Consider the following 22,118-nt stretch of genomic DNA (forward strand, 5'->3'; position numbering starts at 1 on the left):
CGGGGCACGCCGCGGACCTCCCGGGCCTTGGCGGCGATGCCGAGCCGGTGAGCGGCGCCCACGAGCGCCATGGCCGCCTCTCCCGACGGGCAGGAGACCTCGAGAGCGGCGGAACGACCCGGGTCCGACAGGGTGCCGGAGGCGAGGAATGCGCCCCGCCAGACGGCTGCCAGATCAGGACGGGCACCCGTCGTCAACTTGTTCGGCAAACCGCGGACGGGACGGCGTCGGTTGTCGAGCAGCCCGGTCTGGCGGGCGAGCGTCTCGCCGCCTTCGATGACGCGGACGGCAACCAGGTTCGCGGTCCGACCACCGGAGGACTGCACGTGCGCGAGTTCGGGACGGACTCCGTAGATCTCCACGAGGTCACGGGCCACTCGGCGGGCGAGGACATCGGTCTCGACCTCCGCCTCGACAGCCACGCGACCGGCGATGGAGTGCAGGCCGCCCGAGAACCGGAGGATCGTGGTCAGCTCGGCGACGCGAGCCGTCGGCCGAGGATCACGGACCGAGGTGAGTTCCGTCTTCACGTCAGCAGTCAGCGGCACGGCGATCCTTCAGTGGGGGCGATCGGGGACAAAGGATCAGCTTACTCGGGCACCGCTCACTCGCGACCCAGGTCACGGTGCGTGACCCTGACCGCGACGCCCGGCTCCTCAGCCAGACGTTGCGCCAATTCGATCGCGGTCACGACCGAACGGTGCTTTCCCCCGGTGCACCCGACCGCAACCACGGAGTGCCGCTTGTTCTCCCGCTGATACCCCTGCATCACGGGGCGAAGCGCAGTGGCGTAGGCATCGATGAACTCGCGCGCTCCGTTCTGCCCGAGTACGAACTCCCGCACCGCTTCGTCCTCCCCTGTGAGGGCGCGCAACGACGGCTCCCAATAGGGGTTCGGCAAGAAGCGCATGTCTGCGACCAGATCGACGTCGGGGGGCAGTCCGTATTTGAATCCGAAACTCATCACCGAGACCGTGTGCCGCGCATCGCCTTCGGCGCTGAACAGATCGACGATGCGGTTCGCCAGCTGATGGATGTTCAGCCCGCTCGTGTCGACGATGACGTCAGCCGCTTCACGGATCGCCGCGACGCGCTCGCGCTCCCGTCGAATGCCGTCGAGAATGGTGCCTTGGCCCTGGAGAGGATGCGGTCGCCGCACGGCCTCGAACCGGCGGACCAGCACCTCATCGGAGGCATCGAGGAACAGGACCCGCAGCTGCCGGCCATCGCGCAGCGAGCGGGTGACCGAGGGCAGCTCGCCGAACAGCTGGCGTCCGCGGACATCGACGACGGCGGCGACCTTCGGCAGCGCATCCGCCGCGAGAGCCGTCAGATCCAACAGGTGCGAGAGCATCTGCGGCGGCAGGTTGTCGACCACGTACCAGTCGAGGTCTTCGAGCGCGTTCGCCGCGGTGGTGCGACCGGCCCCGGACATACCGGTGACGATCAGGACCTCGCCCGTCGTCTGGCCGTCCATGCCTGCCCCGCCCTTCACGCGTGTTCGACCAGACTAACCATCCGACCCGCTCGCCACCGAACCGACCGCGAGATGCGAATGGATGCTCGTCGCGAGCCGCGGGCCGATGCCGGGGAGGTCCTGGATCTCCTCAGGAGTCGCCTGCTTGAGTCTGCTGACCGATCCGAAGTGGCGCAGGAGCGCCTTGATCCGTGCATCCCCCAAACCCGGCACTTCCGCCAGGACGGACGTGATGTCCCGCCCGCGCTTCTTCCGCTGGTGGGTGATGGCGAACCGGTGCGCTTCGTCGCGGAGCCGCTGCAGGAGATACAGCGCCTCGGACGACCTCGGCAGGATCACGGGGAAGTCGTCGTGAGGAAGCCACACCTCTTCGAGACGCTTCGCGATGCCGCACAGTGCGATCTCCTCGTGGCCGGCGTCGCGGAGTGCGCGCGCTGCCGCTTGAACCTGGGGCTGGCCGCCGTCGACGAGCAGCAGTTGCGGGCGGTACGCGAAGCGCGGGCGCTTGCGCGTGGCATCCACTTCGCCGTCCGCCATCGGGTCGATGGCCTCCTGCTCGGCCTCGTCCCTGTCGATGTGCGCGAGCCGTCGGGTGAGGACCTGGTACATCGAGTCGGTGTCGTCGGTGGTCTCGCTGACGGAGAAGGAGCGGTACTGGTCTTTGCGGGGTAGTCCGTCCTCGAACACGACCATTGACGCGACGACACCCGTCCCGCCGAGGTGGGAGACGTCGAAGCACTCGATCCGCAGCGGCGCCTCGGTCATGCCGAGCGCTTCTTGCAGGTCGGTCAGTGCCTTGGTGCGCGACGTGTAGTCGCTCGTGCGGCGGGTCTTGTGCAGCATGAGGGCCTGCTGGGCGTTGAGGGTCGCCGTACGCATGAGATCGGCCTTCTGGCCGCGTTGGGCGATCTGCACGGTCACCTTCTTGCCGCGCCGGGACTGCAGCCACTCCTCCAGTTCCGCCGAGTCATCGGGCAGCGTCGGGACGAGGACCTGCCGCGGGATGTCGTCCGCGCCGGCAGCGCCGTAGGCGCGCTGGAGGATCTGATCGACGAGGTCGGGGCCCGAGATATCGAGTTCCTTGTCGATCGTGGTGGCACGCACTCCGCGCACCCGGCCGCCGCGGACGATGAAGTGCTGGACTGCCGCGGAGAGCTCGTCCTCCGCGACGCCGAAGAGGTCGGCATCCGTGTCCTCGCTCAACACCAGTGCGCTGCGATTGAGGACAGCGTCGAGTGCCTGCAGCTTGTCCCGGTACGACGCGGCGCTCTCGTAGTCCATCGCCGCCGCCGCCTCGCGCATGCGCGCCTGCATCCGCTTCGTGTACTGCTTGTCGCTACCCGACATGAAGGCGATGAAGTCGTCGACGATCGCGCGGTGCTCCTCGATCGTCACCTTCATCGAACAGGGGCCTCCGCAGCGACCGATCTGGCCCGGGAAGCACGGCCGACCAGAGGCCATGGCCTTCTTGTAGGACGAGTCGCTGCAGGTGCGGATCGGGAAGACCTTGATGAGCTGATCGATCGTGTCGTGGACAGCCCAGACCTTCGGATACGGCCCGAAGTACTTCGCACCACGGATGCGGCGATTGCGCGTCACGATCACGCGTGGCGCCTCATCAGCAAGCGTCACCGCCATATAGGGGTAGGACTTGTCATCCTTGTACCGCACGTTGAACGGCGGCGAATACTCCTGGATCCACGTGTACTCGAGCTGCAGCGAGTCGATGTCGGTCGCCACGACGGTCCACTCCACCTTCGACGCCGTCGTCACCATCCGACGGGTGCGCTCGTGGAGCGTGTGCAACGGGGCGAAGTAGTTCGAGAGCCGAGCCCGGAGGTTCTTCGCCTTGCCGACGTACAGGATGCGCCCGTCGCTGTCGAGGAAGCGGTACACGCCGGGGTCGGTGGGAATCTCCCCCGGCTTCGGCTTGTACGGCAGAGCGGATGCCACGTCAGCCCGCCTTGCGCGCGGGCGCCACATCCAGGAGCTCGGCGAGGAACTGCCCCGTGTGACTGTCCGGTACGGCCGCGACCTGCTCCGGTGTTCCGGTCGCGACGATGGTGCCGCCGCCCGAGCCACCTTCAGGGCCCAGGTCGATGACCCAGTCGGACGACTTGATCACGTCGAGGTTGTGCTCGATGACGAGCACTGAATTCCCCTTGTCGACCAGGCTGTTGAGGACTTCGAGGAGCCGCTGGACATCCTCGAAGTGAAGGCCCGTTGTCGGCTCGTCGAGCACGTAGATGGTGCGACCGTTGGAGCGGCGCTGCAGCTCGGTGGCGAGCTTGACGCGCTGCGCCTCGCCCCCCGACAGCGTGGTCGCCGACTGCCCGAGTCGGACGTAGCCGAGCCCGACATCGACGAGCGTCTTGAGGAAGCGGTGGATGGCCTGGATGGGCTCGAAGAACTCCGCCGCCTCAGCGATCGGCATGTTGAGGACCTCGGCGATGTTCTTGCCCTTGTAGTGCACCGTCAGGGTGTCGCGGTTGTAGCGCTGACCGTGGCACACCTCGCAGTCGACGTAGACGTCGGGCAGGAAGTTCATCTCGATCTTGATGGTTCCATCGCCCGAGCACGCCTCGCAGCGGCCCCCCTTGACGTTGAAGCTGAACCGACCGGGCTGGTAGCCGCGAGCCTTCGCCTCGTTCGTCTCGGCGAAGAGGGAACGGATCCGGTCGAACACGCCCGTGTAGGTGGCGGGGTTCGAGCGCGGCGTGCGGCCGATGGGCGCCTGGTCGACGTGCACCACCTTGTCGAGGTGCTCGAGACCGGTCACCCGAGTGTGCTTGCCCGCCACGCGACGGGCGCCGTTGAGCTTGGTCGCCAGGACCTCGTACAGGATGCCGTTGACGAGAGACGACTTGCCCGACCCGCTCACGCCGGTGACGGCGGTGAGGACGCCGAGGGGGAAGTCGACGGTCACGTTCTGCAGGTTGTTCGCACGTGCCCCGACGACCCGCAGCTGACGGTTCTTGTCGATTTTCCGACGCTTCTTCGGCATCGCGATCGCGCGTCGGCCGCTGAGGTAGGCGCCCGTGATGGACTCCTCCTCCGTCAGCAGCTGGTCGACCGGTCCGGAGTGCACGACGTTGCCGCCCTCGACGCCGGCGCGCGGGCCGATGTCGACGATCCAGTCGGCCGCGTGGATGGTCTCCTCATCGTGCTCGACCACGACGAGCGTGTTGCCCAGGCTCTTGAGACGCACGAGCGTCTCGATGAGGCGACGGTTGTCGCGCTGGTGCAGACCGATCGACGGCTCATCGAGGACGTACAGGACCCCCGTAAGGCCGGAACCGATCTGCGTGGCCAGTCGGATGCGCTGCGCCTCGCCGCCGGAGAGCGATCCGGCTGCACGGCTGAGGCTCAGGTAGTTGAGCCCGACCTGGATGAGGAAGTCGAGGCGCGCACGGATCTCGCGCAGCACCGCCGCGGCGATCATCGCCTCACGGTCGGTGAGCGACAGGTCGGCGAAGAACTCCTGCGCCTCGCCGAGGCTCAGACGGGAGGCATCCGCGATGGAGTGCCCGTGCACAAGGACGGAAAGCACCTCGGGCTTCAGACGGTCGCCGTTGCAGACGGGGCAGGGCACCTCGCGGAGGAACTCCGCCCAGCGCTGTCGCTGCGTGTCGGTCTCGGCCTGGCTGAACTGCCGCTCGATGTACGGGATGACCCCCTCGAAGCCGGACGCGTAGCGCATCTCACGGCCGTAGCGGTTCTTCCACTTGACCGTGACCTTGTAGTTCTCACCCGAGAGGACGGCATCCTGAATCTCGGTGGGGAGCTTCTTCCAGGGCGTGTCGAGCGAGAAGCCGAGGTCGTCGGCCAGACCGATCAGCAGACGCTCGTAGTACTGGAACAGGCCCTTGCCCTGGGTGGTCCACGGCACGATGACGCCCTCCGCGATGGAGAGCTCCTCGTCGCCGAGCAGGAGTTCCGTGTCGACGGACATGCGGGTGCCGAGGCCGGAGCACGCGGGGCACGCACCGAACGGCGCGTTGAAGGAGAATGTGCGCGGCTCGATCTCGGTGAGCTGGAGCGCGTGCCCGTTGGGGCAGGCGAGCTTCTCGCTGTAGTTCTGCCAGGCGTCGTCGCCCTCTTCGTCGACGAAGTTGATCTGCAGGATGCCGCCCGCCAGACCGAGTGCCGTCTCCACCGAGTCGGTCACCCGGCTGAGGATGTCGGGGCTCGCCACCAGGCGGTCGACGACCACGGCGATGTCGTGCTTGTAGCTCTTCTTGAGTGTCGGCGGCTCGGCCAGTTGGACGGTCTCACCGTCGACGATCGCGCGTGCGTACCCCTTGGCCGAGAGCTCCTTGAAGAGGTCGACGAACTCGCCCTTCTTCTGCGAGACGACAGGAGCGACAACCTGATACCGGGTGCGCTCGGGCAGTTCCATGAGCTGATCGGCGATCTGCTGGACCGTCTGACGCTGAATGCGCTCGCCGCACTCAGGGCAGTGCGGCACCCCGACCCGCGCCCACAGCAAGCGCATGTAGTCGTTGATCTCGGTTATGGTGCCCACGGTCGAGCGCGGGTTGCGGTTGGTCGACTTCTGGTCGATGGACACCGCGGGGCTGAGCCCCTCGATGAAGTCCACGTCAGGCCGCTCCACCTGTCCCAGGAACTGGCGAGCGTAGGAGCTGAGCGACTCGATGTACCGGCGCTGCCCCTCGGCGAAGATCGTGTCGAAAGCGAGGCTGGACTTCCCTGAGCCGGACAGGCCGGTGAAGACGACGAGCGAGTCGCGTGGAATCTCGAGGTCGACGTTCTTCAGATTGTGGACGCGGGCGCCGCGGACACTCAGTTTGGAGGCGTGGGGAACGGGGACGATGGGCACCGGTCAATCCTAGGTTGGGCCACCGACATGGGCTCCGGGCTTCGCTCCCGGCGATCAGTCCGCGCGCGTGGTGCGACCGCCGGCGAAGGGCTGGAGGCCGTCTCGGAGCCGTTCGACATCTGCCACGCCGAGGCCCACGCGCTCCATGATCCGACGGGGCACATCGAGTGCTCGCTCGCGCAGGGCACGTCCCTCGTCGGTCAGTTCGATATCGAGCACGCGCTCGTCAGCCGCCCGGCGCCGCCGGATGACCCGTCCCTGGGCCTCCAGGCGCTTGATCGTCGGGGAGAGGCTGGCGGGCTCGACCGCGAGGGTGGCGGCGAGTTCGGAGAGCGATTGCGGCGCTCGCTCCCAGAGCGCGAGCATCACGAGGTACTGCGGGTGGGTGAGCCCCAGCGGCTCGAGAACGGGTCGGTAGATCGAGACGACGTTTCGCGCAGCCGTCACGATCGCGAAGCAGAGTTGGCTCTCCAGCTTCAGCGCGTCCTCGTCCATCCCAGTCCTCATCCCTCTAATAGTTAGTACACTAAGCAATATGGATGAGGAACGGGAATCACGGCCACCACTGCGTCAGCGGATCCGCGCAGCGGGCGGGTTCTACGCCTGGTGGAACAGCCGCCTCATCCGCTACGCGGGGCCAGCTTCCGTCGGGCCGTACGAGACGGAACCAGAGCCGATCCGCACCGAGCGGGCCTGTCCGTTGTGCGGGCACCCCATGTCGGAGCACACCTTCGACCGGACGGGCGAGCGCCCGCTCATCCACTGCCCGTGACAGCACGCCTGATCAGGCGTGCCCGGCTCGTTCCATCGCCCGCAGCTCTTTCTTGAGGTCTTGCACCTCGTCTCGGAGTCGACCCGCAAGCTCGAACTTCAATTCGTCGGCGGCGGCGAGCATCTGGCGGGTGAGGTCCTCGATCGTCGCTTCGAGCTGATTGGCACCCTCGGCCGCGATCCCCTCCCGCCGCAGCTGCGGTGTCGGACTCTTGCCCTTGCCGGACTTGTTCTTGCCCTTGTTGCGGCTGTCCATCATGTCGCGGGTGTCGCTCGCCTCGCGCGCCAGGGCGTCGGTGATGTCGGCGATCTTCTTGCGCAGCGGCTGCGGGTCGATGCCGTGCTCAAGGTTGTAGGCGACCTGCTTCTCGCGACGACGGTCGGTCTCCTCGATTGCCGCAGCCATCGAGTCGGTGATCCGATCGGCGTACATGTGAACCTCGCCGGAGACGTTACGAGCCGCTCGTCCGATCGTCTGGATGAGGGAGGTACCCGAGCGGAGGAACCCCTCCTTGTCGGCGTCCAGAATGGCGACCAGGGACACCTCGGGGAGGTCGAGACCCTCTCGAAGCAGGTTGATGCCCACGAGTACGTCGTAGACGCCCTGCCGCAACTCCGTCAGCAGCTCGACACGGCGCAGGGTGTCGACATCCGAATGCAGGTAGCGGACGCGCACGCCGTGCTCACCCAGGAAGTCGGTGAGCTCCTCGGCCATCTTCTTCGTCAGCGTGGTCACGAGGACGCGCTCGTCCCGCTCGACCCGGATACGGATCTCCTCGAGGAGGTCGTCGATCTGACCCTTCGACGGCTTCACGATGATCTCCGGGTCCACGAGGCCCGTGGGACGGATGATCTGCTCGACGATGCCGTCGGCGATCCCCATCTCGTACCGGCCCGGCGTCGCCGACAGGTAGACGGTCTGACCGATCCGCTGCTTGAACTCGTCGAAGCGGAGAGGGCGGTTGTCCATGGCGCTCGGCAGACGGAACCCGTGGTCGACGAGCGTGCGCTTGCGGGAGGCATCCCCCTCGTACATCGCACCGACCTGCGGCACGGTGACGTGGGACTCGTCGATGACCAGGAGGAAGTCGTCGGGGAAGAAGTCGAGCAGCGTGTGTGGGGCTTCGCCCGGCATCCGTCCGTCCATGTGACGGGAGTAGTTCTCGATGCCCGAGCAGAAACCGAGCTGCTGGAGCATCTCCAGGTCGAAGCTCGTACGCATACGCAGGCGCTGCGCTTCGAGGAGCTTGCCCTGAGACTCGAACTCCTTGAGTCGTTCCTCGAGTTCGTGCTCGATCGTCCCGATGGCGCGCTGCACCGTGTCGGTCCCCGCGACGTAGTGGGATGCCGGGAAGATCGGCACACTGTCGAGCTTCTGGACGATGTCACCCGTAAGCGGATGCAACATGTAGAGCGCTTCGATCTCATCGCCGAAGAGCTCGATCCGCACGGCGTACTCCTCGTACACCGGGATGATCTCGATCGTGTCGCCGCGCACACGGAAGTTCCCGCGCGAGAAGTCGACGTCGTTGCGGTTGTACTGCATCGCGATGAACTTGCGGATGAGAGCGTCGCGGTCATACCGCTCCCCCACCTGCAGGGCCACCATTGCGCGGAGGTACTCCTCCGGCGCGCCGAGGCCGTAGATGCAGGAGACCGTGGACACGACGACGACGTCGCGACGGCTGAGCAGGGAGTTGGTCGTCGAGTGACGGAGCCGCTCGACCTCGGCGTTGATCGAGGAATCCTTCTCGATGAACGTGTCCGTCTGCGGGACGTACGCCTCGGGCTGGTAGTAGTCGTAATAGCTCACGAAGTACTCGACCGCATTGTGGGGCATGAGGTCGCGGAACTCGTTGGCCAGCTGTGCGGCAAGGGTCTTGTTGTGCGCAAGGACGAGCGTGGGACGCTGTACCTGCTCGATCAGCCAGGCCGTCGTCGCGGACTTACCGGTACCCGTGGCACCGAGGAGGACGACGTCCGTCTCGCCCGCATTGATCCGGCCGGCGAGCTGTGCGATCGCCTGCGGCTGATCACCACTCGGGACGTACTCGCTGACGACCTCGAACGGCCGGACGGATCGCGTGGTCTGCATAGATCCAGCGTAGGCCGGGCCTCCGACACAGGCTCCGGCGTTCGCCGTCGGCGTGGGCCTCAGGGGGCGAGTCGAACCCAGAGGGCGTCGGTCTGGGCGAGGGTGTCGGCCATGTCGCCGGCCGTGTCGATGACGACGTCGGCGATCGCCAGCCGTCGCTCGTCGTCCACCTGGGCGGACAACCGCGCGTCCGCATCTGCGGGGGTCATGCCACGCAGTGCGACCAGTCGCTCCCGGCGAAGGGCCGCCGGAGCATGAGCGACCACGACCAGCTCCCACGGGTCCTCCGCACGCGCTTCCAGCAGGAGCGGCACGTCGTAGACGACGACCGTCCCCGGATCCGCATCCAGGGCCGCACGGAAGCGGCGCGCCGATTCATCGCGGACGGCCGGGTGGACGATCGCGTTGAGGCGACCGACGGCATCCGGATCACCGAAGACACGGGAGGCGAGTCCCGCCCGGTCGAGCTCGCCGGTCGAGGTCAGCACGTCCTGTCCGAACTCGGCGGCGATCGCGTCGAGCACCGGGGAGCCGGGCCGCTGGACTTCGCGCACGAGGCCGTCCGCGTCGACGATGACCGCGCCGTGCTCGGCGAGCCGCCGGGCGATGGTGGATTTCCCCGAGGCGATTCCGCCGGTCAGCGCGATGAGAGGCATCCTTCGAGGATGCCACGGACCGCTCAGGTCAGGTGCGACCGCGCCTCATCGAGACCTCCGAAGAGAACGGATGCCTCGAGGCTCCGTGACGCGCGGACCGCCGCACCGCGTGCGGATTCCATGAGCAGATCGGTGTCGTATCCGACGGTCTCCGTGAGCCCGATCCCGATTCCGACCACGGGCAGGAGCCCCGTGGGGTTGCCCGCGAGGTCGTCGATGCACCCGCGGTAGATGGCCGCCCCCTGACGACGCGCGTCGGCAGCCGTGCTCGCGACGCCGCAGACCGCCAGCGTCGAGTCCCCGTCCTCGCCGACGAAGGCGGATGCCGGGGCGTGGCGCCGGACGGACCGGCGCCATTGCGCGGCGAGTTCGTCGGCGGCATCCGAGCCGAACGCCGCGGCCATCTCGTCGAGACCGTCGACGTGGACGATGATCACGCTGACGAGTTCGCGCCGCCATCCGGCGCGCTCCGCCATGGCCGCGAGCGCGTCACGGTAGGTCCGTCGGAGCAGGATGCCGTCGGCCGCGACCCCGTTCTCGCTGATCCACTCGTACCGCTGGGTCACACTCTTGGACGCTCGGAGAATCGACGTCACGACCACAGCGACCATGGTGAGCACGATGGTCGCGATGTTCGCGGAGATCGACCCGAACCAGGTGCGGAAGAACGTTCCCTCCGGTCCGTCGATGACGAAGGCACCGAGGCGTGCCGCGTAGTACACGGCGGCGGCGAACAGCACTCCGGTGAGCAGTCGCGCGTTGCCCATGCGACCCATCGGGCGGCGCATCGCCTCCCACCCACCGGCCAGGAAGAAGAAGACGATGTGTGCGGCCATGACCGCCCATCCGCCCCACTCCCCCTCGATCGGAACCCGGATGACCGCCGCCAGGAAGGTGGTCACCGCGAGGACCCCGGCGACGACGGACTGCCAGACGATCGGCCGGTCATTGAAGCGACGATTGCCGAGCCACATGAAGGCCGGCGTCATAGCGAAAGCGGCGTTGCCGATCGCGATCGCGACCTCTTCGCCGATGCCCGCCGCCCAGGAGATGTACGCGAAGGTCGTGACCGTGCCGCAGAGGTAGGCGACGGCCCACAGGCGGCCGGCACCGGCATCCCGACGGCGCAGCGTCTCGATCACGAAGATGGCGGTCGCAACGAATGCGACGATCGCGGTCATCACCGTGACGGAGAAGAGGTCGAGCATCATGACACCGCCTCCGTGGCTTCCGGTTCGAGCGTCGCGTGGGCCGGAAGGCGGACGATGAACGTCGTGCCGGTCCCCTTCGTCGACGAGACGGTGATGTCCCCATCGTGTGCGCGAACGATCTCCCGACTGATCGCCAAGCCGAGCCCGGTCCCCGCAACACCGGATTCGGCGCGGAAGAACCGCTCGAACAGGCGCTCCTGATCCTCCGGTGACAGCCCGATCCCGGTGTCACGGACGAGGAACCACGAGACGTCACCGTCCGTCGAACTGCTCAGTGTGATCGACCCACCGTCCCTGTTGAACTTGATGGCGTTACTCAGGAGGTTGTCGACCACCTGGCGGATGCGGCCCGGATCGATGAACGCCGGCGTGTCCGCCACATCGGTCGTGTCGACACGAATGGCTCGCTCGCGCGCGACAGGAGCAAGATCGGATGCCGCGGCCCGCACCACCGCGCCGAGGTCGTGGAGGACCGGTGACACAGTCACCTCGGCCGACATCCTCGAGGCGGTCGAGGCAGCGAGGATCCCCGACACGATGCTGAGCAGTCGCTCGCTGTTGCGGTAGGCCACATCCACTTGGCGGTGCACGGTCTCGGGGACGTCTTCGGTGTCGAGGACCAGTTCGAGGTATCCGATGATCGAGGTCAACGGGGTCCGCAGCTCGTGTGACACGGAGGCGACGAGACTGTCGCGAGCTTTCAGCGCGGTGCGCTCATCGGTGACGTCGCGGGCCACCAAGACCACGCCTGCGGGATCACCGTCGGTATCCCTCATCCGTCGAGCCGTCAGGCTCAGTGCCGCACGACGCGAGTCGGAGACCGCGTACCAGACCACCACATCGCTGAAGCTCTCTCCGCGCAGGATGCGCGCGAGCGGGCGATCTTCGGCGGAGAGAGGCGTTTCGCCGTCGGCGGCGAAGATCTGCTCAACTCCGTCGACCCTCCCGAATCCCGGGATGCGCTGCTGGAACCGGCCGAGCGCGTCGTTGACGAAGGTGATCTCGCCGTCGGCGCCGACGCGCAGCACCCCGAAATCGACGGTGTCGAGAACCTCGGTCAGGAGCTGCTCCTGGCGGCTCGCGTGGCGCAGCGCCGCGGTGAGGCGTTCCGCCTGCCGGTCGAGCAGGGCGCGCTGCGCGAGGAAGCGTCGCGTGGCGTTGTACGTGGAAGCCCCGATCGCGATGACGACCGCAGGAAGGACGATGACAGCCCACGTGAGCTGGAAGTCGGGCACGAACAGCAGGGCGATCCAGTAAGCGCTGATCGACCCGACGCACGCCGCGATGAACCCCAGCCGCCCCATGGAAGACAGCCACATCGTCGGGAACGCCCAGAGCAGCCCGATCCCCGGCACGTCCGATGTCCGCATGAGACCGATGGCCACGATGTCGAGGAGGGGGATGATCGCAACCCACGAGGGGTGGAGCCGAGACCAGGGGACCGCCAGGCTCGCCACAGCCGCCACGACCACGATCACGGCGCCCGGGGCGAACTCCGGGGCGTCAGCCAACCACCCGCTTGGGATTCCCGAGAGGAAGATCGCGGCGACGATACCGGTGAGGAGCAGCTGGTTGTTGGCTGCAACGCGGTCGCGGAGCTCCGTCAGAGGGAGCTGCCGTCGCGGCGCGTCGAAGAATCGATGCATCCGCGGTCCCGTCCGTCGGGACGGCGATCGATCTGCGGTCGATCTCTCGTGCTCTTGCGCCACACCTGCACGTTACCGGGCGGCGGGCGGCGCGGCCTACGCCGCGGGAACGACCGAGGGGCCGGAGCACGTGGCTCCGACCCCTCGATTCAGGTGTTGTCGATCAGCGACCGGACAGCTTCTCACGAAGAGCAGCCAGTGCCTCGTCGTCAGCGAGGGTGCCCGCGCCGTTCGAGACCTCGGACGAGAAGGACGACGAGCCCGAGTCGGCCGGAGCGGCAGCCTCGGCCTCGAGGGCCTTGGCGACGGCAGCCTTGTGGGCTTCCCAGCGACCCTGAGCTGCGGCGTACTCGGCCTCCCAGGCAAGGCGGGCCTCGTCGAAGCCTTCCTTCCACTGGTTGGTCTCGGAGTCGAAGCCCTCGGGGTACTTGTACTCGCCGTTTTCGTCGTACTCGGTGACCATGCCGTACAGGGCCGGGTCGAACTCGGTGCCGTTGGGGTCGACCGACTCGTTGGCCTGCTTCAGCGAGAGCGAGATGCGGCGACGCTCGAGGTCGATGTCGATGATCTTGACGAAGACCTCTTCACCGACGGAGACGACCTGCTCGGCGAGCTCGACGTGCTTGCCAGACAGCTCGGAGATGTGCACGAGGCCCTCGATGCCGTCTGCGACGCGGACGAACGCGCCGAACGGAACGAGCTTGGTGACCTTGCCCGGAGCAACCTGACCGATTGCGTGGGTGCGGGCGAAGACCTGCCACGGGTCCTCCTGCGTCGCCTTGAGCGACAGGGAGACGCGCTCGCGGTCGAGGTCGACCTCGAGGATCTCGACGGTGACCTCCTGGCCGACCTCGACGACCTCGGATGCGTGCTCGATGTGCTTCCACGAGAGCTCCGAGACGTGGACGAGACCGTCGACGCCACCGAGGTCGACGAACGCACCGAAGTTGACGATCGACGAGACGGTGCCCTTGCGGACCTGACCCTTGTGGAGGTTGTTGAGGAAGTTCGAGCGCGACTCGGACTGCGTCTGCTCGAGCAGTGCGCGGCGCGAGAGGACGACGTTGTTGCGGTTCTTGTCGAGCTCGAGGATCTTCGCCTCGATCTCCTGGCCGAGGTACGGCGTCAGGTCACGAACACGGCGGAGCTCGATGAGCGACGCGGGCAGGAAGCCGCGAAGACCGATGTCGACGATGAGACCACCCTTGACGACCTCGATGACGGAGCCGGTGACAACACCGTCGTTCTCCTTGATCTTCTCGACGTCACCCCATGCACGCTCGTACTGTGCGCGCTTCTTGGAGAGGATCAGACGGCCTTCCTTGTCCTCCTTCTGGAGAACGAGGGCCTCGACCTGGTCGCCGACGTTGACGACCTCGTTGGGGTCGACGTCGTGCTTGATCGACAGCTCGCGAGAGGGGATGACACCCTCGGTCTTGTAGCCGACGTCGAGGAGGACCTCGTCGCGATCGATCTTGACGACGGTGCCCTCGATGAGGTCTCCGTCGTTGAAGAACTTCAGGGTCAATTCGACCGCGGCCAGGAAGTCCTCAGCAGATCCGATGTCGTTGATGGCGACCTGCTTGGTGGCCGGGGCGGTCGTTGCGTTAGTCATGTAGGGGGTTGTCCTTGGATGGTGTTGTAATCGGGCCTCGGGACTCATCCACACGAGGACGTGCGGCAGCCGATCGAGGCAGAGTGGTTGATGTTGCGATGCCGCGCGGGCATGGCTCAAGAGCCACGCGTGCGACGCTCCAGAGTATCAGAGGGCGCGGACGTAATACCAGCGGCCGGAGCGTCTGACGAATCGACTGTCTTCCACCAGCACACCCGTCTCCCCCGTCCCCGCTTCCCGCCAGTGCGCGCGGAATCTCACGCGTCCTGTTCGGCCGTCCGGGTCCGTCTCCGCGCCGAGGACCTCGAGCCGCGTCCACGAGGTCCCGGCGTCGAGCATCAGATCGTCGGGGCGCGTCGCGGGGAACCACGTGTCGGCCAGGTGTCGCGCGTCTCCGAGGGCGAACGCCGTGTAGCGCGATCTCATGAGGTCTTCGGGGGTCTCGGCTGGTCGTCCCTCGAGCACGGGCCCGCAACACGTACCGAACGCACGCCTCCCACACGGGCAGGGCTCGCCGAGCGCAGGCCGACGCCCTCGGTGAGCGGATGCCGCAGCTCCGAATGACATGGTCCTCCCCACACCTCACGATCAACGGCGCGAGCCTACGCGCTGTGGAGAACCCGCGGAGGAGGCGCATCCCTTCGTTATTTTGGTCGCATGATCGCTCGACGTTCCGCGGTACTGGTAGCAACGGTCACCCTCGCCGTCGCCCTTTCTGCGTGCACCCCTGCCGCCGCTCCTACTCCCACACCGTCGCCGACCGGCTTCGCGTCGAAGGAAGAGGCATTCGCCGCGGCGGAGGCGACCTATCGCGCGTACGTGGATGCGTTGAACAAGGTGGATCTGTCGGATCCTGCGACGTTTGAGCCGGTGTACGCGCTGCTCGATGGAAGCGCGCTCAACGGCTCAAAAAAAGAGCTGACAAATCTCCACGCAGAGTTGCTCGAGAAGCGAGGAGTCACGAAGGTGAAAAAGATCAATCGCGTGAATGCCGATCCCGAGACATCAACGGTGACCGTCAATGTCTGTCTGGATGTAACGGACGTCGACATAGTCGACGCCTCAGGGAGTTCGGTTGTCCCTGAGGGACGCAATGATCGCCAGCTGCTCGCGATTGAGCTCACTAAAAACCCGTCGGCACCGCGGCAACTCGTGATCTCTCAGAGCGAAGCGTTGAGTGACCAGCCGTGTGGGTAGCCATCGGCCTGAGCGCACAACTCCTTCTAGCTGGGGGGACCGGCAGCAGTGCGGGCTGCACGGCTGAGTCCGTCTGGACAACCTGCGAGACGAGCAACAACGGCTCTTCCGTCTCGATTGGTGCCACCCGCGGCGAGTCCATGCCGGTAGACCTACCCTCGCGCAGCTCCAACGGCGGCGGCCGAGGCGGCGGCTCGACGACTACCCCTCCCCCGGTGCGCGACCCCGACGCGTTCTATCCCGGCAACCGGACGCGAGACGAATGGCTTGCGGAGTGCGCGTTCGACCCGTCGTGCGCGGGGGCCGTCATCGTCCCCGATGGTGCGCCGCTACCGGGGACCGAGGCCGCCGATCAGCAGCCGACCGAACCCGCACCTCCCCCCGCTGTTCCGGACCCGACCACCGCGACCATCGACGACGTCGCGGAGTTCGCGCCGGACCCACCGCGCGTCGTGGGCGAACCTGACGGCGTCGGTGTGGTGGGAATGCCCACGAACTTCGTCGTCGACGCGATCGAACACACCGCGACGGGCGACATCTTCGACATCCCGGTGACGGTCCGATTCACGCCCGTTTCCTATGTCTTCGACTACGGCGACGGCACCCGCCAGGAGACGACGACACCGGGCACCTCCTGGGAAGACCTCGACGCACCGCAGTTCACGGTGACCGACACGAGTCACAGCTACGGAGAGCCCGGCGAGTACGAGGTCGGCGTGACGATCCGCTACGCAGCCGAGGCCGACGCCGGCGGAGGCTGGTTCCCGATCGCGGGACTGTTGGAACTCGCCACACCGACCACCGTTGTCAGGATCGTCGACGTCGACACCGCCCTCGTCGAACGCACCTGCACCGAAGACCCGCGCGGCCCGGGGTGCTGAGTGCGAGGATGAGCGCGTGACCGAACGCCTCATGCTGTTGGATTCCGCGAGCCTCTACTTCCGTGCCTTCTATGGAGTGCCCGACACGGTCAAGGCGGCGGACGGCCGTCCGGTGAACGCCGTCCGCGGCTTCCTCGACATGATCGCGAAACTGGTCGCGACGTACGAGCCGACTCACGTGATCGCCTGCTGGGACGACGATTGGCGTCCGCAGTGGCGTGTCGACCTCATCCCCTCGTACAAGACGCACCGCGTCGCCGAAGCGGTCGACTCCGCGCCGGACATCGAGGAAGTACCGGATCCACTGGAGCTCCAGGTCCCCGTGATCCGCGAAGCCCTCGGCACGCTCGGCATCCCGATCGTCGGCGCAGCCGAACACGAGGCGGATGACGTCATCGGCACGCTCGCCTCCACGAGTACGACCCCCGTCGACGTCATCACCGGCGACCGCGACCTGTTCCAACTCGTCAACGACTCCCGCGGCGTCCGCGTGATCTACACCGGTCGCGGGATGAGCAAGCTCGAGGTCCTGACCGACGAGGTCGTCGTCAGCAAGTACGGAGTCCTCCCCTCCCAGTACGCGGACTTCGCCGCCATGCGCGGCGACGCGTCGGACGGTCTGCCCGGTGTCGCAGGCGTGGGTGAGAAAACGGCGGCCACACTTCTCGCCGCTCACGGCGACCTCGCCGGCATCCGGCGAGCAGCCGACGCCGGTGAGGGAATGAGCGCAGGAGTCAGGGCGAAGATCTTGGCCGCCGCCGAATATCTCGACGTGGCACCGCGCGTGGTCGAAGTCGTTCGGACACTCGATCTGCCCGACGTCGACTCGCGCATCTCCGCTCCGGATGACGACGCCGTGACTCAGCTGGCCGACACCTGGTCACTGGGGTCATCCGCAAAGCGTGCCGCCGCCGCACTGACGGCTCAGGCCTAACGGCTCAGCGCGTCGCCTTCCACTCACGCAAGCGGGTCAGCGGCCACGTCGTGATGATGCGATCGGCCGGCACACCAGCCCGTTCCGCACGCGCGGCGCCGTGATCCAGGAGCGACAGCTGACCCGGGGCGTGCGCATCCGAGTCGATTGAGAACAGGCATCCGATCTCGATCGCGAGCGCCAGCAGGTCGTCCGGCGGATCTTCACGCTCGGGCCGTGAGTTGATCTCCACCGCAGTCCCGTGCTCCGCGCACGCCTCGAACACGGCCCTCGCGTCGAAGACTGACGGCGGACGCGTCCCGCGGGCGCCAGAGACGAGGCGGCCGGTGACGTGACCGAGGACATCGACGCGAGAATCGGATGCCGCCGCCACCAGCCGCCGCGTCATCGGCGCCCGCTCCATCCGCAAAGCCGAGTGAGCCGACGCGACGACGACGTCGAGTGCTCGCAAGAGCTCGTCCTCTTGGTCGAGCGATCCATCGTCGAGGATGTCGACCTCGATACCACTGAGCAGTGTGAAGGTGTCGTCCCCGAAGGCCGGGAGGAGTTCCAGCTGCTCGCGGAGTCGCTCCGGCGACAACCCGTGCGCGACCCGCAGACGCGGCGAGTGGTCGGTCAGCGCCAGGTACTCGTGCCCGAGAGCCCGAGCCGCGTCGACCATCAGATCGATCGATGTCAGCCCGTCGGACCATTCCGAGTGCGCGTGCAGATCGCCTCGAAGTTGGATGCGCAGTCCAGACGGCTCGGGAGGAGCAACTCGCTCGCGGAGCTCGGCCAGGTACGTCGGGACCCGTCCCGACAGGGCCTCCGTGATGACGGCGAACGTCGAGTCGCCGATACCTTTCCGCGATCGGAGGCGCGGCACATCCTCGCGCTCCGACGGGGTCAGACCGGTGAGGGTCTGCGCGGCGACTCGGAACGCCTTCGACTTGTACCGCGACGCCCGATCGCGCTCGAGGAGCCCCGCGATCTCCGTCAGCGCCTCGATCGGGTCCATGGCCGTCTCAGCGTCCCGAGGCGGCGACCCAGGCGTCGAGCTTGGCCGCCGCCGCTCCCGCGTCGACAGCAGCAGCAGCTTCGCCGTATGCCTCGGCGAGGCGTTCCACGAAGGGGCGCTGGAGCTCGGCGGCATCCTGGAACAACCGGTACGACACGATTCCCGCAGCAGCGTTGAGGAGGACGATGTCGCGGACCGGTCCCGCTTCGCCGTCGAGCACCCGCCGGACGATGCCCGCGTTGTGCTGCGCGTCGCCGCCGAGGAGGTCGGAGATCTCCGCCCGGGGAATGCCGAGATCCCGCGGGTCGAGGTCGTGCTCGCGCACGTCGCCGCGACTGATCTCCCACACACGGCTGTGCCCGGTGGTCGTCAGCTCATCCATCCCGTCGTCACCGCGGAACACCAGGGCCGTCGCGCCGCGGGTCTGGAACACACCGGTGATGAGCGGAACGCGATCGAGATGCGCGACTCCGACCGCGTTTGCTTCAGCACGCGCCGGGTTGCAGAGGGGGCCGAGGAAGTTGAATACCGTCGGGATGCCGAGTTCGGCGCGCGTCGGACCCGCGTGGCGGAAGCCCGGGTGGAATGCGGACGCGAACGCGAACGTGATCCCGACCTCACCGAGCACCTCGGCGACGCGCTCGGGCGATTGGGTGAGATCCACGCCGAGGGCGGCGAGCACGTCGGACGACCCCGACTTGGAACTCGATGCGCGGTTTCCGTGCTTGACGACCGGGATGCCGGTGGCCGCCACGACCACAGAGGCCGTCGTGGACACGTTCACGGTCCCATAGCGATCGCCGCCCGTCCCGACGATGTCGAGCACCTCGGCCGGCACCGGGAGGGGCACCGCCGCTTCGAGGATGGCGTCGCGGAAGCCCACGATCTCATCGACGGTCTCCCCCTTGGCCCGCAGGCCCACCAGGAAACCTGCCAGCTGAGCCGGAGTCGCTTCACCCTGCATCACCTGGCGCATGGCCCAGGTCGACTCGGACACACTGAGGTTCTTCCCCTCGAGCACCGTGGTGAGAATCCCGGGCCAGGAGTACATGTCCGCCATGACCCCCGATCCTACTCAGCACTCTGGCAGACGACTCCCGGCGGGCCCATCGCCGCCGCCGATCCTGCGGAAAGAGAGAAGTACCTTCAGGAATGCGAAACCCTCCCCCAACATCGGCCATAATGGGGAGCGTGACGACGACTCCCGCGACATACAACCAGGCACTGCGTTCGGTGAAACGACCGGACCCCGTGGCTGTCGGCACCATCGTGTGGCTGGGCAGCGAGGTCATGTTCTTCGCAGGCCTCTTCGCGATCTATTTCACGATCCGCAACACCTCGCCGGAGCTGTGGGCCGGCCGAACCGAGCTGCTGAACATCCCGTTCGCCGCGGTCAACACCCTGATCCTGGTGCTGTCCTCCTTCACGGCTCAGGCCGGTGTCTTCGCGGCTGAGCGCTTCCAGCCCTACCGTCGCGGGTCCATCTGGAACTTCCGCCAGTGGGGCATGGTCGAGTGGTTCTACCTGACCTTCATCATGGGCGCCGTCTTCGTCTCCGGCCAGGTGTGGGAGTACGCCACGCTGGTCGCCGAAGGCATGCCCATCAGTGCCGACTCGTACGCATCGGCCTTCTACATCACGACCGGCTTCCACGCCCTCCACGTGACGGGTGGCCTCATCGCCTTCCTGCTCATCATCGGACGCGCCTTCGCCGTCAAGAACTTCGGCCGGAAGGAGATGACCTCCGCGATCGTCGTGTCCTACTACTGGCACTTCGTCGACGTCGTGTGGATCATCCTCTTCGCCGTCATCTACTTCATCCGGTAATACAGAGCGGAGCTGAGTTCCTCAAATGGCATCCAAGACCCCGCGTCGGCAGACTGGCCGTCGCAGCAAGTGGGCGGCCGCCGCTCTCATCGGCGTCGGCCTGCTGCTCACGGGTGGCATCTACGCCGGTGCATCCGCAGCCATGGCGTCGACGTCGTCCACCGACACGGCTTCCACGCTGACCGTCGAAGACGGCAAGAAGCTGTTCCAGGCAAACTGCGCCACCTGCCACGGTCTCGACCTCGAAGGCACCGCAGACGGCCCCTCGCTGTACGGCGTGGGTGAGCTGTCGGTCGAGTTCCAGGTGGCCACGGGCCGTATGCCCCTCCAGGCTCAGGGACCGCAGGCTCCGCAGAAGGCTCCGCAGTTCACGGAGGACCAGATCAAGGCCATGGCGGCCTGGGTTCAGTCCGAAGCGCCCGGGCCGACATATCCCGACGAGGAGATCCTCGACGGTGGCGGAAACCTGACCGAAGGTGCCGAGCTCTTCCGCATCAACTGCGCCATGTGCCACAACGTGGCCGCCGCAGGTGGTGCTCTGACCGAGGGCAAGTACGCTCCGGCCCTCACGAAGACGAGCCCCCTCCACATCTACGCCGCGATGGTCACCGGCCCGCAGAACATGCCGGTCTTCAACAACATGACCATCACGCCCGACGAGAAGCGCGACATCATCTCGTCCCTCATGTACCTCCAGAAGAGCGAGCCCGTCGGCGGCTTCACGCTCGGGTCGCTCGGACCGGTATCGGAAGGTCTCTTCATCTGGATCTTCGGCATCGGCACGCTGATCGGCATCTCGGTGTGGATCACCGCGAAGTCCAACTGACCTTCCACTGACGTAAAGAATTTCTAGGCGAGGAGCACAATGTCACACGAGGAAGAGCCGCAGGCGCTCGAGAAGGCTCGGCCTTCGTCGGGGCTCGTCGTCGCGGTCGCTGACCCCGTGCAGAACCCCGGTCTGCCGCCCCACCGCGAGCGGATGACCGACAAGGACCCTGCTGCGATGAATCGCGCGGTCCGCACCGTCTACACGCTGTTCTACATTTCGCTCGCCGCCAGCCTGTGGGCCGTCGCCGCGTACATGCTGTTCCCGATCGAAACGGGTAACTTCGGCGACATCCGGAGCAACAACCTCTTCATCGGCCTCGGTATCGGGTTCGCCCTGCTGACCATCGGGATCGCCGCGATCCACTGGTCGAAGGCGATCATGCCCGACAAAGAGCACATCGAAGAGCGGCACCCCACGCGCGGCAAGGAGTCGACTCGCGAAGCCGCGGTCAACGTCTTCCGTGAAGCCAACGAGGAGTCCGGTTTCGGCCGTCGTACCGCTATCCGCGGTGGCCTGATCGCCGCTGTCGTGGCATCCATCGTTCCCGGCGTCACCCTCTTCCGTGGTCTTGCCCCGCATGGCTCGAACAACCCGGACCACCCCTTCGTGGGTGACCCCGTCGCTCTGCTGAAGCACACGATGTGGAAGGAGGGTGAGCGCCTCGCTCACGACCCCTCCGGTCTTCCCATCCGTGCCGCCGACGTTGCTCTCGGTTCTGCCGTCCACGTCATCCCCGAATCGCTGAAGGACGTCGATCACCTCGACGGCTATCTCGAGGAGAAGGCCAAGGCCATCGTCCTCCTCATGCGGCTGCTCCCCGAGCAGCTCCCCGCCGAGTACAACCGCCTCGACTGGTCCTACGACGGGATCGTGGCGTACTCGAAGGTCTGCACGCACGTCGGATGCCCCGTCGCGCTGTACGAGCAGCAGACCCACCACCTGCTCTGCCCTTGCCACCAGTCGCAGTTCGACGTGTCCCGCGGCGCCGAGGTCATCTTCGGCCCGGCCGCCCGACCGCTCCCTCAGCTGCCGATCACGGTCGACGCAGACGGTTACCTGGTCGCGAAGAGCGACTTCGAAGAGCCCGTCGGGCCAAGTTTCTGGGAGCGTCATTGAGCACCGCGACTGAATCCTCGCCAGCC

The 22,118-nt window shown here is 66.8% G+C and carries 20 protein-coding genes; 7 read left to right on the forward strand and 13 right to left on the reverse strand.

Annotated elements, in window-relative coordinates:
• The 5 genes from whiA to MO1_RS11065 form a co-directional block, all read right to left on the reverse strand.
• Window positions 1-548: DNA-binding protein WhiA (whiA, locus tag MO1_RS11045; RefSeq protein ID WP_082724412.1), on the reverse strand; the 548-nt coding region annotated here is incomplete at its 3' end.
• Between the two features lie 56 nt (window positions 549-604).
• Window positions 605-1,477, reverse strand: coding sequence for an RNase adapter RapZ (rapZ, locus tag MO1_RS11050; protein WP_036308561.1), 873 nt, complete (start codon window positions 1,475-1,477; stop codon window positions 605-607).
• Between the two features lie 33 nt (window positions 1,478-1,510).
• The gene (gene uvrC, locus MO1_RS11055) at window positions 1,511-3,430 is read right to left on the reverse strand and encodes an excinuclease ABC subunit UvrC (RefSeq protein ID WP_036308558.1); all 1,920 of its coding nucleotides are present in this window, start codon (window positions 3,428-3,430) and stop codon (window positions 1,511-1,513) included.
• A 1-nt stretch (window position 3,431) separates the two neighbouring features.
• Window positions 3,432-6,317, reverse strand: coding sequence for an excinuclease ABC subunit UvrA (gene uvrA, locus MO1_RS11060; protein WP_036308556.1), 2,886 nt, complete (start codon window positions 6,315-6,317; stop codon window positions 3,432-3,434).
• 54 nt (window positions 6,318-6,371) lie between these two features.
• Window positions 6,372-6,812 carry a MarR family winged helix-turn-helix transcriptional regulator gene (locus MO1_RS11065; protein WP_060916057.1) on the reverse strand — a complete coding sequence of 147 codons (441 nt, stop codon included), beginning with the start codon at window positions 6,810-6,812 and terminating at the stop codon, window positions 6,372-6,374.
• A 40-nt stretch (window positions 6,813-6,852) separates the two neighbouring features.
• Here MO1_RS11065 and MO1_RS14515 point away from each other — a divergent pair, with 40 nt between their 5' ends.
• Complete coding sequence (locus tag MO1_RS14515) at window positions 6,853-7,089, forward strand: hypothetical protein (protein ID WP_081416908.1); 237 nt, start codon at window positions 6,853-6,855, stop codon at window positions 7,087-7,089.
• 12 nt (window positions 7,090-7,101) lie between these two features.
• On the opposite strand, the gene uvrB is transcribed toward MO1_RS14515, so the two are convergent.
• The 6 genes from uvrB to MO1_RS11095 form a co-directional block, all read right to left on the reverse strand.
• Entirely contained in the window at window positions 7,102-9,183 is a 2,082-nt protein-coding gene (gene uvrB / locus MO1_RS11070; RefSeq protein WP_060916058.1) for an excinuclease ABC subunit UvrB, read from the reverse strand.
• A gap of 59 nt (window positions 9,184-9,242) precedes the next feature.
• On the reverse strand, window positions 9,243-9,839 hold the full coding sequence (gene coaE, locus MO1_RS11075; protein WP_036308550.1) for a dephospho-CoA kinase: 597 nt from the start codon (window positions 9,837-9,839) through the stop codon (window positions 9,243-9,245).
• Between the two features lie 23 nt (window positions 9,840-9,862).
• The gene (locus tag MO1_RS11080; RefSeq protein ID WP_036308549.1) at window positions 9,863-11,050 is read right to left on the reverse strand and encodes a diguanylate cyclase; all 1,188 of its coding nucleotides are present in this window, start codon (window positions 11,048-11,050) and stop codon (window positions 9,863-9,865) included.
• The gene (locus MO1_RS11085; RefSeq protein WP_036308546.1) at window positions 11,047-12,696 is read right to left on the reverse strand and encodes a sensor histidine kinase; all 1,650 of its coding nucleotides are present in this window, start codon (window positions 12,694-12,696) and stop codon (window positions 11,047-11,049) included. Before MO1_RS11085 ends, MO1_RS11080 begins: the two co-directional genes overlap by 4 nt.
• A 163-nt stretch (window positions 12,697-12,859) precedes the next feature.
• Window positions 12,860-14,311, reverse strand: a complete 1,452-nt coding sequence (rpsA, locus tag MO1_RS11090; protein ID WP_036308544.1) for a 30S ribosomal protein S1 — start codon at window positions 14,309-14,311, stop codon at window positions 12,860-12,862.
• Between the two features lie 147 nt (window positions 14,312-14,458).
• On the reverse strand, window positions 14,459-14,776 hold the full coding sequence (locus tag MO1_RS11095; RefSeq protein WP_306307183.1) for a YchJ family protein: 318 nt from the start codon (window positions 14,774-14,776) through the stop codon (window positions 14,459-14,461).
• A gap of 192 nt (window positions 14,777-14,968) precedes the next feature.
• Between MO1_RS11095 and MO1_RS14520 the strand changes: the two genes are divergently transcribed.
• The 3 genes from MO1_RS14520 to MO1_RS11105 all read left to right on the forward strand — a co-directional run bounded on the left by MO1_RS14520 (window position 14,969) and on the right by MO1_RS11105 (window position 17,323).
• The gene (locus MO1_RS14520; protein WP_081416907.1) at window positions 14,969-15,508 is read left to right on the forward strand and encodes a hypothetical protein; all 540 of its coding nucleotides are present in this window, start codon (window positions 14,969-14,971) and stop codon (window positions 15,506-15,508) included.
• 215 nt (window positions 15,509-15,723) lie between these two features.
• Window positions 15,724-16,389 carry a hypothetical protein gene (locus tag MO1_RS11100; RefSeq protein WP_036308543.1) on the forward strand — a complete coding sequence of 222 codons (666 nt, stop codon included), beginning with the start codon at window positions 15,724-15,726 and terminating at the stop codon, window positions 16,387-16,389.
• A 16-nt stretch (window positions 16,390-16,405) separates the two neighbouring features.
• Window positions 16,406-17,323: a 5'-3' exonuclease gene (locus MO1_RS11105; protein WP_060916059.1), complete on the forward strand. Its 918-nt coding sequence runs from the start codon at window positions 16,406-16,408 to the stop codon at window positions 17,321-17,323.
• Between the two features lie 4 nt (window positions 17,324-17,327).
• Here the strand turns inward: MO1_RS11105 and MO1_RS11110 are convergent, their stop codons facing one another.
• Both MO1_RS11110 and trpD read right to left on the reverse strand, forming a co-directional pair.
• Window positions 17,328-18,320 carry a PHP domain-containing protein gene (locus MO1_RS11110; protein ID WP_060916060.1) on the reverse strand — a complete coding sequence of 331 codons (993 nt, stop codon included), beginning with the start codon at window positions 18,318-18,320 and terminating at the stop codon, window positions 17,328-17,330.
• Window positions 18,321-18,327: 7 nt separating this feature from the next.
• Window positions 18,328-19,380, reverse strand: a complete 1,053-nt coding sequence (gene trpD / locus MO1_RS11115; RefSeq protein WP_036308537.1) for an anthranilate phosphoribosyltransferase — start codon at window positions 19,378-19,380, stop codon at window positions 18,328-18,330.
• Window positions 19,381-19,502: 122 nt separating this feature from the next.
• Here trpD and ctaE point away from each other — a divergent pair, with 122 nt between their 5' ends.
• The 3 genes from ctaE to qcrA are packed head-to-tail and all read left to right on the forward strand — an operon-like array spanning window position 19,503 to window position 22,092.
• Window positions 19,503-20,147 (forward strand): aa3-type cytochrome oxidase subunit III, encoded by a 645-nt coding sequence (gene ctaE / locus MO1_RS11120; RefSeq protein ID WP_036308535.1) that lies wholly within the window; start codon window positions 19,503-19,505, stop codon window positions 20,145-20,147.
• Between the two features lie 25 nt (window positions 20,148-20,172).
• On the forward strand, window positions 20,173-20,973 hold the full coding sequence (qcrC, locus tag MO1_RS11125; RefSeq protein WP_036308533.1) for a cytochrome bc1 complex diheme cytochrome c subunit: 801 nt from the start codon (window positions 20,173-20,175) through the stop codon (window positions 20,971-20,973).
• 39 nt (window positions 20,974-21,012) lie between these two features.
• On the forward strand, window positions 21,013-22,092 hold the full coding sequence (qcrA, locus tag MO1_RS11130; RefSeq protein WP_036308530.1) for a cytochrome bc1 complex Rieske iron-sulfur subunit: 1,080 nt from the start codon (window positions 21,013-21,015) through the stop codon (window positions 22,090-22,092).
• The last annotated feature ends 26 nt before the right edge of the window (window positions 22,093-22,118 follow it).

Origin of the sequence: Microbacterium oleivorans NBRC 103075 (assembly GCF_001552475.1) — a bacterium.
Lineage (GTDB): Bacteria > Actinomycetota > Actinomycetes > Actinomycetales > Microbacteriaceae > Microbacterium > Microbacterium oleivorans.